This is a genomic window from Stenotrophomonas sp. X, assembly GCF_055721025.1.
The window spans coordinates 1,691,467-1,703,346 of sequence record NZ_CM146756.1 but is presented as its reverse complement, the minus strand read 5'-3'; the positions used below and the strand labels follow the sequence as shown (position 1 = coordinate 1,703,346).

Annotated in this window: 10 protein-coding genes; 1 reads left to right on the top strand and 9 read right to left on the bottom strand. The window is 66.3% G+C overall.

Translation table 11 applies throughout. From position 1 onward, the window contains the following. Positions 1-104: 104 nt before the first annotated feature. From ACZ75I_RS07890 to ACZ75I_RS07880, 3 genes are all read right to left on the bottom strand, one after another. Complete coding sequence (locus tag ACZ75I_RS07890; RefSeq protein WP_472958915.1) at positions 105-1,328, bottom strand: efflux RND transporter periplasmic adaptor subunit; 1,224 nt, start codon at positions 1,326-1,328, stop codon at positions 105-107. 91 nt (positions 1,329-1,419) lie between these two features. Next, entirely contained in the window at positions 1,420-2,190 is a 771-nt protein-coding gene (locus ACZ75I_RS07885; protein ID WP_099486957.1) for an SDR family NAD(P)-dependent oxidoreductase, read from the bottom strand. Then, positions 2,187-2,414 carry a hypothetical protein gene (locus ACZ75I_RS07880; protein WP_049414419.1) on the bottom strand — a complete coding sequence of 76 codons (228 nt, stop codon included), beginning with the start codon at positions 2,412-2,414 and terminating at the stop codon, positions 2,187-2,189. Before ACZ75I_RS07880 ends, ACZ75I_RS07885 begins: the two co-directional genes overlap by 4 nt. 147 nt (positions 2,415-2,561) lie before the next feature. Here ACZ75I_RS07880 and ACZ75I_RS07875 point away from each other — a divergent pair, with 147 nt between their 5' ends. Then, on the top strand, positions 2,562-3,593 hold the full coding sequence (locus ACZ75I_RS07875) for a LysR family transcriptional regulator (protein WP_180870334.1): 1,032 nt from the start codon (positions 2,562-2,564) through the stop codon (positions 3,591-3,593). A 259-nt stretch (positions 3,594-3,852) separates the two neighbouring features. On the opposite strand, the gene ACZ75I_RS07870 is transcribed toward ACZ75I_RS07875, so the two are convergent. The 6 genes from ACZ75I_RS07870 to ACZ75I_RS07845 form a co-directional block, all read right to left on the bottom strand. After that, positions 3,853-4,548 (bottom strand): OmpA family lipoprotein, encoded by a 696-nt coding sequence (locus ACZ75I_RS07870; RefSeq protein ID WP_005416156.1) that lies wholly within the window; start codon positions 4,546-4,548, stop codon positions 3,853-3,855. Between the two features lie 139 nt (positions 4,549-4,687). Beyond that, positions 4,688-6,103, bottom strand: coding sequence for a cryptochrome/photolyase family protein (locus ACZ75I_RS07865; RefSeq protein ID WP_472958913.1), 1,416 nt, complete (start codon positions 6,101-6,103; stop codon positions 4,688-4,690). Between the two features lie 89 nt (positions 6,104-6,192). After that, positions 6,193-6,807, bottom strand: coding sequence for an inorganic diphosphatase (locus ACZ75I_RS07860; protein WP_472958912.1), 615 nt, complete (start codon positions 6,805-6,807; stop codon positions 6,193-6,195). 10 nt (positions 6,808-6,817) lie between these two features. Further along, positions 6,818-8,167 (bottom strand): purple acid phosphatase family protein, encoded by a 1,350-nt coding sequence (locus ACZ75I_RS07855; protein ID WP_258009534.1) that lies wholly within the window; start codon positions 8,165-8,167, stop codon positions 6,818-6,820. A 14-nt stretch (positions 8,168-8,181) separates the two neighbouring features. Beyond that, a complete protein-coding gene (locus ACZ75I_RS07850) occupies positions 8,182-9,297 on the bottom strand; it encodes an NHL repeat-containing protein (RefSeq protein WP_180870327.1) in 1,116 nt (371 codons plus the stop codon). Beyond that, positions 9,297-11,858: a TonB-dependent receptor gene (locus tag ACZ75I_RS07845; RefSeq protein ID WP_346476924.1), complete on the bottom strand. Its 2,562-nt coding sequence runs from the start codon at positions 11,856-11,858 to the stop codon at positions 9,297-9,299. Before ACZ75I_RS07845 ends, ACZ75I_RS07850 begins: the two co-directional genes overlap by 1 nt. Positions 11,859-11,880: the final 22 nt, after the last annotated feature.

Sequence of the window (11,880 nt, the reverse complement as noted above, 5' to 3'; positions counted from 1 at the left end):
TCGGCGGGCAACAGCCACCCCGCCCCTCGCCGGGATGACGAAGGCAGGGAAGGCTGCCGCTGGCGCCGGCAGCTAAGCGGAAACGCGGATCAGGAGACGACGGATCAGTGCATCAGGGCAGCGGTGGCATCGCGGCTCGGTGCCGGCGCCGGCTGTGGCTGCATCGCCACCGCCTTGGCCTGCACCGGCATGCCCGGCATGAAGACCTTCTGCACGCCATCGATGATCACCTTGTCACCGGCGGCCAGGCCGTGCTCGACGATACGCAGGCCGTCGGCGGTGCGGCCGAGCTGGATGTCACGGCGCTGGGCCTTGCCATCCTTGTCGACCACGTACACGTACTTGCGGTCCTGGTCGGTCAGCACGGCCTTGTCGTCGATCAGCAGCGCCTGGAACTGGCCGCTGCCAAGCAGCTGCACGCGGGCGAACAAGCCCGGCGTGAACTGGCGATCGGCGTTGTCCAGCAGCGCACGGACGCGGATGGTCCCGGTACTGCGGGCGACCTGGTTGTCGAGGAAGTCGACCTTGCCCGTGTGCGGGTAGCCTTCTTCACCGGACAGGCCGACCTTCACCGGCAGCGCGCTGTCACGCTCGCTCGGGCGCTCGCCCTTGCGTGCCATCTGGGCGTAGCGCAGGAAGGTGCTTTCGTCGGCATCGAAGTAGACGAACACCGTGTCCAGCGAGACCAGCGTGGTCAGCACGCTGGCGCTGTCGCCGGCGGTGACCAGGTTGCCGGCGGTGACCATCGCGCGGCCGGCACGGCCGTCGATCGGTGCCCGCACCTTGGTGAACTCAAGATTGAGGCGGGCTGCATCCAATGCTGCCTGCGCGGCCTGCACGGCGGCGCCGGACTGGTCGGCAGCCGCACGGCGCTGCTCGGCGGTCTCGGTGGAGATCGCCTGCTGCTCGGACAGCCGCTTGGCGCGCTCGGACTCGCTGCGGGCCAGCGTGGCCTGGGTACGGGCGCGGGCCAGTTCGGCGGCTGCCCGATCGTACTCGGCCTGGTAACTGCGCGCGTCGATGGTGAAGAGCACTTCGCCCTTCTTCACTTCCTGGCCTTCGACATAGTTGACCTTGTCGATGTAGCCGGACACGCGCGGACGCAGTTCAACGCTCTGCACCGCTTCGACGCGGCCACTGAACTCGTCCCACTGGCTGACCTGCTTGACCAGCACCGGCGCGGCGCTGACCTGCGGCGGCGGCGGTGCACCGCCTTCTTCGGCATGGCCGCCGCTGCAGGCTGCAAGCACGGCCGCGGCGAGGATCGACACGCCGGCCATCGCAATGCGATGGCCGAAACGATGTGGGGTGGTATTGGGGGAAGTCATGGCATGCATCCGTACGGAGGGGTGGTACAGCGATATGAGAACGTGTTGCAAAAATCGGCGGCGAATACTGCGACCTCAACCATGGTCGAGGTCAAGCGATGCCTGCGGTGTCGCGCCACAGCGGAGGAACTTCCAGGTGCAGCAGGCCACGCGGCAATTCGGCATCGCTGCTGTCGCAGCGGACGATGGCGCGGTTGTCGCGGCACCCGTCAAGCAGGGAGACCACGCGACGACCGACCAGCAGCGAGCTGGGCCACTCGATGCAGGCATTGGCCGCGTTGGCCGGGGTACACACCGGGCTGCAGACTTCCAGCATCTGCGCGCGCACGCCCAGCGCCTGCGCTTCCTGGTGCACCACCTGCGCGTACATGCGCAGTGCGGCGGTGGTGATCGAGGTCTCGCCGTAGCCCGCCCAGGGCTTGGCGTTGGCCGGGCTGCCGATCATCACATAGCGGCGCGCATGCACGTTGTCCTGCAGCAGCGGGAGCAGGTGACGCACCGCGTGCACGTGCGGCATCAGGTCGGCCTGCATCGCGCCCAGCAGTTCATCGCCGTTGCGGTCGGTCACCCGGCCGCGACGATAAGGACCTCCCATTGCGGCGATCACGGCGGCCAGCGGACGCGGGCGCTGCGCGATGCGTTCGGCCAGCGCGCGTGCCGAGCCGTCATCGCTGAGCGAACCCAGCAGCGTCTCCAGTCCGGGCTCATCCGCGAACTGCTCATGCAGCGCGGCCAGCCGGCCCGGATCGCGGCCCACCACCAGCACCGGGCTGCCGGCTTCCAGCAACGCGCCGACCACGCCCTGGCCGACGGCACCGGTACCACCAAGGACCAGGACTTCGGGCGTCAGTATCCCATTCACGGGACATTTCCTCCCAAATCCGGGATAGTCCCGATTCGACGCAGGCGGTCGCCCTTGTGTGGGACCAGGCGGATGGCACCGCCACGCTGCTGACGCATGGGCGCGGTAAACTCACGAAAGTCCTTGTGTACCAAGGAACTCGGACGGGCTTCGACGGTCATCGCCAGGTCCAGGGTGTTCTGGCCGGCGTTCCGGAGTCGGGCAAGAATGTTGCGCAGGCTCATGGCGGACGGGCTCCAATTAACGAATGGCGCCACGATAGACCTCAAACCTTTACTTGATTAGTCCTGATTAAGGGGAATAATCATCCCGCACCCGGTCCAATCATTCTGTCACGATTGTCCCATCCCCGACGTCCAGGACCCCCGACCATGTCGCACGATCTCAACGAGACGCTGATCTTCGTCAAAGTGGTCGAGCAAGGCAGCTTCATTGCCGCTGCCAAATCGCTCGGCCTGCCCAAGACCACGGTCAGCCGCAAAGTGCAGGAGCTGGAAACGCGCCTGGGCGCGCGCCTGCTGCACCGGACCACGCGCCGCCTCGGCCTGACCGAAGCCGGTTCGATCTATCACGAGCACTGCCAGCGCATCGCGCGCGAGCTGGAAGAAGCCGAGAGCGCGGTGAGCCAGCTGCAGTCCGGCCCGCGCGGCTGGCTGCGCTTCACTGTGCCCTACTCGATCGGCATCACCTGGATTGCGCCGCTGCTGGGCCAGTTCCATGCGCAGTATCCAGAGATCCGCCTGGACATGCACATGGGCAACGAGAAGCTGGACCTGATCGCCGGTGAAGCGGACCTGGCGCTGCGCGTGGGTGCCCTGCCCGATTCCAATCTGGTCGCGCGCAAGCTGGGCAGCCTGCGCACGCAGGTGTTCGCCAGTCCGGCCTACATTGAGCGCTATGGCGAACCGCTGCATCCGGAAGAGCTGCAGTTCCATCGCATCCTGGCGATGCGCAAGCCGTACCATACCGGCAACTCGCCGCGCTTCACCTGGCAGCTGGGCGAGAACGGGGGCGAACTGCGCGACTTCCCGGTCACCCCGCTGATGACCGCCAACGACATGTCTGCGTTGAATGGTGCATTGGTCTGTGGCGAAGGCCTGCTGCTGACCGGTGATGTGATGGCCAAGCCGTTCGTCGAATCGGGCATGGTGCGCCGCGTGCTGGCCGGCTGGACCGGCCCGGAAGTGGACTTCAATGCCGTATTCGCCGGCGGCCGCCTGGTCTCGCCGAAGGTGCGTGCGTTTGTCGACTTCCTGGTCGAGAAGCTCAACTTCGATGCCAACTACATGCTGGCGCAGTGCCCCGGCGCGAAGCTGGCGCAGCAGCAGAAGGCAAAGGAAGATGCCGCGCTGGAGAACAGTGGCAAGCGGATACTGGAGAAGGTGGCCGCTTCGGCGGCATGACCGGCTCTACATACGCAATCGGTGTGCCGAGCAGGCTCTGCACCTACAGAAAATGTCGCCTGCAAGGGCGGCATTTTCGTTCCGGCTGCGCCTCGCGTCCGGTAGATGCCGCCCTTGGTCGGCGCCGTTCGGAGAAGCCGCGACCGGGAACGCTATCGGTGTGCCGAGCAACGCTCGGCACCCACAAAAATGCCGCCTGCAAGGGCGGCATTTTCGCTCCGGCCGATGGCCGGACCGGCTCAAGCAGTAACGCTACGCGTTATTGCTTGAGCGGAATCACGCGAATCTCGACGCGGCGGTTCTTGGCGCGGCCGGCATCGGTGCTGTTGTCGGCAATCGGGTACGCCTTGCCGGCGCCCAGCGTTTCGATACGCACGCTCTGCACGCCCTGGCCGATCAGGTACTGCGCGACCGAGTCGGCGCGTTCCTTCGACAGGCGGTTGTTGACCGCGTCGCTGCCGATGCTGTCGGTGTGGCCAACCACCTCGATCATGGTCTGGTTGTACTCACGCAGCGTACCGGCCACGCCGTTGAGCGAGCCATAGAACTGCGGCTTCAGGGTCGCCTTGCCGAAGTCAAAGGTAATGCCGTCCGGGAGGTTCAGCATGATGTTGTCGCCCTGGCGCTGCACATCGATGCCGGTGTTGGCGGTGCGCTCGCGCAGTGCGCGTTCCTGGCGATCCTGGTACTGGCCGACGGCGGCACCGCTGAGTGCGCCGATACCGGCACCGATCAGCGCGTGCTGGCGCCGCTCGGTAGCACTGTCGCCGGTCAGCAGGCCGGCCGCCACGCCGATGGCGGTACCGATCAGCGCGTTGCGGCCGGTCCGGTTCTGCTGTTCGGTCGGGTTGCCGTACTGGTCACTCTGCACATAGGAGCCGCCGGTGGCGCAGGCCGACAGGACGGCCGCACTCATCAGGGCCAGTGCGACGTTGCGGGTGGTGTTGCGGATCATGAGGTTCTCCTTGGTTTCCGGTCGGCCGGCGGCTTGCGGGCGCAGAGAGGATAAACAGCCGAATGCGATGTCGGGATGATGATCCGGTGCGCCGACAGGGCCGCGTTCAGCTAACTGACTGGATCGCTCGGGTCACCCTTTACCCCGCCTCCGACTGGCGGTATGCCGCCAGCGCAGCATCGCGGCCCTCAGCCAGGTCCACCATCGGCGTGCGTGGATAGTCAGGCGCGTGTGCGGCCAGGAGCAGAGGATGCTGCCACGGCGCAAACCGCGCCTTCACCGGCAGCGCCGCCAGCTCGGGCACCCAGCGGCTGATGTAGCGGGCCTGCGGATCGAACTTCTCGGCCTGGGTGACCGGGTTGAACACCCGGAAGTACGGCGCGGCATCGGCGCCGGTCCCGGCCACCCATTGCCAGCCCATCGTGTTGTTGGCCAGATCGGCATCGACCAGGGTGTCCCAGAACCAGCGCGCGCCATGCAGCCAGTGCGCGCGAAGGTGCTTGCACAGGTAACTGGCCACGATCATCCGAACCCGGTTATGCATGTAGCCGGTGTGCCACAGCTCGCGCAGTCCGGCATCAACGATCGGCACGCCGGTGTTGCCGCGCTGCCAGTCGTGCAGTTGCGCTGCAGTCGGCGCCGCCCAGGGGAAGCGGTCAAAACGCGGATTGAGGTTGTCCGTGGGCGTCTTCGGAAAGTGATGCAACAGGTGGTAGGCGAAATCACGCCAGCCCAGTTGCCGCAGATAGCCGTCGATGTCGGCATCGGTGCCGGCACTGCGCAGTCTTTCCAGCGCATGCGCGATGCGCCACGGTGCGATCTCACCGAAATGCAGGTGCGGCGACATCCGCGAGGTGCCCACTCGGTCGGGCAGGTCTCGCTGCTCGCGGTAACCGTGCAAGGCGCCGTCCTCGAACACCGACAGCGCCTCCAGCGCACCGGCTTCGCCCGGCTGCCAGTGCTCCCAGAAGCCGGTATCCCAATCCAGCGTCGGTGCAAGCTGGAGATCATCAATTGCGAGGCTGTCGACCGCGTGCGTCGCCAGTGCCTCCGGTGCGGCCTGCAGTGCCGGCAGGCGCCAATGACTGAGCACGTTGCGCCAGTACGGCGTAAATACCTTGTACGGCTGGCCCTGCTGGGTGGCGATGTCCCAAGGCTCGAACAACAGGCTGCCATTGCAGCTCTGCGTGTCGATGCCCTGCTCGCGCAGCATGCGCTTGATGGTGGCGTCGCGTGGCTGGGTGGCCGGTTCGTATTTGCGGTTCCAGTAGACCGCCCCGGCGCCGGTCTGCTCGATCAGCAACTGCAGGGCCGGCAGGCTGTCACCACTGCGCAGCACCAGCGAGGAACCCCGCGTGCGCAGGTCCGCATCCAGCGCGGCCAGTGAACGGTGGCGCCACGCATCGGAGGCGGCACCCGGCGCCCACCCGCCTTCTTCGTGCGGCGCATGGATGTAGACCGGCACCACGTCGTGACCGGCATCCAGCGCGGCCTGCAGGGCCGGATTGTCCTGCAGCCGCAGATCACGGCGGAACCATACCAACGCTACCGACACATGCACTGCCTTCGTTGTGGAAGGCGCACATGATAGCCAGCGGTGGTGAAGGAGATGCGCGCGCCCGGCCATCCAGGCATGGCGTGGGTCTACTGCTTGAATCGCTCCATCGCTTCACTGATCAGCCCGCGCGCGTCGGCGGCGTTGCCCCAACCGTTGAGCTGCACCGGGTTGCGCCCGGCCGGCAGGTCCTTGTAGACCCGGAAGAAGGCCTCGATGCGCTGCCGTTCGATCTCCGGCAGATCGGCCAGATCGCGGATGTTGGCGTAGCTCGGATCAACCTTGTCGGTGGGCACCCCGATGATCTTCTCGTCGTGCTCGCCGCCGTCGATCATCTTCAGGTAGCCGATCGGCCGGAAGCGCACGATCACGCCCGGATGCAGCGGTTCGCGGGTCAGCACCAGTGCATCCAGCGGATCGTTGTCACCGGCCAGGGTACGCGGCATCGAACCGTAGTTGGCCGGATAGGCGACCGGCATCGACTGGAAGCGGTCCACATGCACCAGGCCGTCTTCCTTGATCTCGTACTTGGTGAAGCTGCCGGCCGGAATCTCCACCGCCAGATTCACTTCCTGCGGAGCCTGCTTCGGCTGCGCCGCCAGGAACGGATGCAGCACGCTATCGGCGGCGGTCACCGCCGTCGCGAGCAGGAGCAGGGCCCCGCCGATGGCAGCCATGGGGACAAGACGGCGTACGGTTTTCATCTGGATTTCCTCATTCCCAGCAGCGATCGGCGCGACCCTTGGCAGTCTGCGCACGCGGGCAGTCGCGCGGTGCGATGCGGCCTTCGGTCAGCTCCATGCGCTGTTTTCCCCCCTTGGCATCGCGGCGCAGTTCGAAGGCATCGTAGAGACGGCCGGTCACGGTGCGTGCTTCATAGCGCAGGCGCTGCGGGTCGATGTTCAACACCTGGAACAACTGGGTGTCTTCGGCCACCGGATCCATCGTCTTCCGTGCCTCGTCGGAGAGACGGTACTGCTTCGGCCCCGCCACGGTCACCACGTACTGCGGCGTCGCGGCCTGCCCTTCACCACGGCGACCATAGGTGTGATCGTGGCCCTGCAGCACCAGGTCGACGTTATGGCGGCGTACCACCGGCAGCAGCACGTCACGCAACGCGGCGTTCTCGCGTCCTTCGCGCGGCGAGTAGAACGGCTGGTGCAGCAGCACGATGGTCCACGGCTGCGGATTGCCGCCCAGTACCTTGTCCAGCCACTGTGCCTGTGCCTTGGCGGTGCCCAGGTCGAGTGCCGAAGTGCCATCGACCACGGCCACGCGCACGCCCTGCGCATCGAACCAGTAGCTGGTCTGCTGCGCGGCGCTGGCGCCATTGCCCGGCAGCGCAAACGTCACCGGCCAATGCTTGCCCAGCACGCGGCGTTCCTGCGGGGTGTCCTCGAACTCCTCGAAATACTCGTGGTTGCCGATGGCCGGGGCCACCAGGGTTTCCTGCGCCAGCCAGCTGGTCGCAGCAAACCACTCGCCCCACTCACTGTCATCCATGTTGTCGCCGCCGCTGACCAGGTCGCCGGCAAACAGGCTCATGCGCGCCTGCGGTGCGGCCTTCTGCGCGGCGCGCACTACCCGGCTGACATGGCTGACGTTCTTGTTCTGGGTATCACCGAAGTACAGCAGGGTCAGCGGCTGGTCGGCCGCGGCCAGTGTGCGCAACTGGTTCCAGGCGCTCCAGCTGCCGTTGCCCTGCACGCGGTAGACGTACTGGGTATCCGGCTGCAGGCCGCTGATGTCGGCGCGATGATGATGCGACAGACCATTCTCGGTCTGTAGCGAACGGGTCGTTGCGCGCACCTGGCGGATGCCCTCGATGGCCGGCGAATCTCCGGCGAGGGCAATCTCCAGCAGCGGTGCCTGCACGCTGCCGTCGGTACGCCAGGCGACAGCGAATCCATGGCTGGGATCGACCGCCGGCGAGGCGACGATGCGGTCAGGTACCGTCGTTGCTGCGTAGTGGCGGCTGCCCGCCGGCACCTGGGTATTCGGTTCGGCCGCTGCGAACGACAGCGACGGCAGCGCCAGCAGCAAGCTCAGCGCCAGCGTACGCATCACGCAGTGCCCGCTCATGCGCCACACTCCAGCGGCAGCGCCAACTGCTTGGCGATGCTCTCCCAGTCGAACGCAACCACGCCCTGGTCGTCGTGCACGGCATACAGCGCACCGTGCGGGAAGCGCGCGCTGGCTTGCTGCATCATCCAGATGCCGTCGGTGTTGGCCACGGTATTGCCCTGGAACGCGCCGACCGGCTTCAGCGTATGCCGGTCGAACAGATGGAACACGCTGCGCTGCTTGCCCTGTTCGGTGGTGATCCACCAGCCATCCTTGCCGCAGGTGCGCAGGGTCACGCCTTCGGCCTGGGCCTTGAACACGTCGCGACCGAAGGTGGTACCGGTGAAGCGACCTGACAGGGTGTAGACCTTGAACTCGCTGGCGTAGCTCTCGTCCTCTTCGGCAATCAGCAGGCGGTCGTTATCCGGGTCGCCCCAGATCGATTCGACTACGCGTAGTGCACCGGCTTCGCTGGTGTCACCGATGCTGGCGACGAGCTTCGCCTCGACCTTCGCACCATCGCGGGTCACGTGATACTGGCGCACGCGCTTGTCCAGCTCGGCCAGCGGCGGCAGGATGTCACGGCCCTGCGCATCCTCGCCGTTGTCCCAGGAGTCGGTGACGTAGACGCTGTAGCCATCGGCGCGGCGGTCTACCCACAGCCCGTACGGCTTGCGCAGGTCGTCCGCAGCGAACGTCGCCAGCGGTGCGAAGTCCGGCAGGCTCAATACCTGCACGCGATGATTGTCGCGCTCCACGATCCACAGCAGGTCGTCGATCACCGCGATACCATTTGGGCGGTCGAACTGCCCCGGTGCGGTGCCGCTGCTGCCGACGTCACGCAGGTGCTGTCCGGTGCTGCCGTCGTAGACCACCAGCTTGTCGGTAGCCTTGGCGGTGGCGATCAGCCACAGTGCGCCGTCCGGCGCGCGCCAGGCCGCCGGCGAGTCGATGTTGTCGGCCGGGGTCATCGGTGACAGGAAGGCTTCGGCGATGGTGGTCACCACGCGCTCGCCCCCGGCGGCCGGCGCGGCCGCTCCCGCAACCGGATCGCTGCCGGTGGCCGGCGTGCAGCCGGCGACCAGCGTAGCTGCCAGCGCGGCGGCCAGGACGGTGACGCCACGCACCATCACAGCGCCACCTTCAGGCCCAGCGCATAGGTGCGGCCGTACTCTTCCATCTGCAGGGTGCGCGAACGGGTGCCCTGGTACAGCTCCAGCGGCTTGTCCAGCAGGTTCTGCGCTTCGAAGTAGACGCTCACGCGCGGGGTGAACCTGTAGTCAAGCGAGAAATCGAGCTGGGTATTCGGCGCAACGTAGATATCGAACGCGCGGCCCTTGCCGATGCTGTCCAGGTACTCGCTGCGGTACACGGCCGCCAGGCGCGTGCTCAAGCCGTACTTCTCATAGCCGATGTGCGCGCTGTAGACGTGCTTGGAGGCGCGTGGCAGGGTGAAGTCCTCGCCCGCACGGTCCTTGATGCCGGCATCGAACTTCGTATCCAGCCAGGTGCCACTGGCGCCGACCAGCAGGCCATCCAGGCCGTCCGGCAGGAAGGCCAGCTGCTGCTGCCAGTTGAACTCCGCACCACGCACGGTGGCCTTGCGACCATTGATCGGCTGCGTCACATCGAATCCACCGTAGGCCGGATCATTGGTGCGCACGGTTTCGACAATGTAGCCATCGATCGACTTGTGGAACAGCCCCAGCGAAACGATGCCGCTGCTGCCGATGTACTTCTCCACCGACAGGTCGATGTTCTTCGACTCGTACGGATCCAGTTCCGGGTTGCCCAGGCGCACTTCCTCGTCACCGCGGCTGTAACCCACGCGCGGCGAGACGTCGCCGAAGGACGGGCGCGATACGGTCTTGTTGGCCGAGGCGCGCAGCACCCAGTCATCAGCCGCGTCATAGCGCAGGTGCAGGCCCGGCAGCACGTTGGTGTAGCTGCTGTTGGCCACGCGCGGGGTGACGGTGAAGCTGCGGCCGTTGGCGGCCACGTCCACCTGGTTGCCGATCGCCTTGAAGCGGGTGTTCTCCACGCGCACGCCGCCGATGATGCGCAGCGCACCCACATCCCAGGTACCCATGGCGTAGCTGGCGAAGATGTCCTCGCTGGCCACGTAATCCTCTTCCAGCGAGGTCATCGCATTGCCGCCGACGTCCTGCGGGCGGGCGCTGTACTGGCTGCCATTGGCCGCCCAGAAGGCACGCATCGCAGCCGAATCCATGCCGTCGCCGAAGTTGCCGTGGCGATGTTCGGGCGAGGAGGTGGTCCAGCCCGCCAGCGCCACCTTCGGGCCGACACGCAGTTCGCGCTCATCCACATTGACGTCGCGGTCGCGCCAGCGGCCCAGCAGGCCGAATTTGATGCTGCTGCTGTCGCCGTCGAAGCGCACGTTGACCTGCGCGCTGTGCTCCTTGTCGTTCACCTGCTTGGGCGAAAGCACGAAGCGGTCGAACGCGTAGTTGCTGTTGTCCAGCCACTGCGGGTTGTCGAAGCTGTAGCTGGGCAGCCGGCTGCTCTGGTCCAGGCTGCCGTTGAACGCCTTGCCGTTGAGCTTGAAACGCGCCTCCATCTCGTCGTTCACGCGCTCTTCGGTACGGGTGTAGCCGATCCGGTAATCGACCACGGCGTTGGTCAACTTGTTCTCGCCGCCCAGGCTGGCCGCGAAGGTGTTTTCCTTCTTGGTGCGGTAGCGCATGCGCTTGTCGATCGAATCCTTCGGCATGCCATCCAGGCGGTACTGGTCGGTGCCGGTCTTGATCATCTTCGCGTCGTCGAAGTTGAAGATCACGCGCTGGCGGGTCTCCGCATCGTCGAACTGGCTGTACAGCGTGCGCAGGTAGTACCTGCTGTCTTCGTCCGGCCGCCAGTCGAGGTTGAGGTTGGCGCCGATGCGCTTGCGCTCGATCTCGTACTTGCGGTGCTGCAGGTTGATCGCGGTCACGTCACCGGGGGCGGCATCGTCCTCGCCGTCGTACTCCACTTCGGTGTTGTCCGACTCGAACCTGCGCTTCTGGTAGTTCACGCCCAGCGCCACGCCGAAGGTGTCGTTGAACACTTCGCTGTAGTTGAAGGCCGCCTTCGGGCTGGTCTCGCCGGACAGCTGCTGGTGACTGCCCTCGATCTTGCCACGCAGGCTGCGACCGTCGCGGTCGAAGGCCGAGGCCGATTCCACCAGCACGGCACCGCCGATCGCATCACCGGGCATGTCCGGGGTCGGCGACTTCACCACGCGCAGGCGTTCGGTGGAATCGGACGGGATCACGTCCAGCGGCGCGGCACGGCTGGAATCCTCCGGCGTGCCCACGGCGATGCCATCCACGCTGACGCTGTTGAGATTGGCGTCCAGGCCACGGATGACCACGAAACGGCCCTCGCCCTGGTCACGGGTCACGCTGATGCCCGGCAGGCGCTGCAGTGATTCGGCCACGTTCTTGTCCGGGTACTGGCCCAGGGCATCGGAGGACACCGCGTCTTCGATGGCGTTGCTGCCGCGCTTGAGGTCGACCGCGCGGATCTGCGATTCGAGCTGGGCGCGCACCTCGATACGGTCAAGGTCGACCGCGTCTGCCGCCACGGCGCCGGTGGCGGCTACCGCCTGCTGCCCGGCGGCCTGCAGCGGTGCCGCAGCCCCCATTGCCAGGGTCAGGGTAATGGCAACGGCCAACGGAGTCTTGTTATGCACTGGGAATCCCCATTCCTGTTAA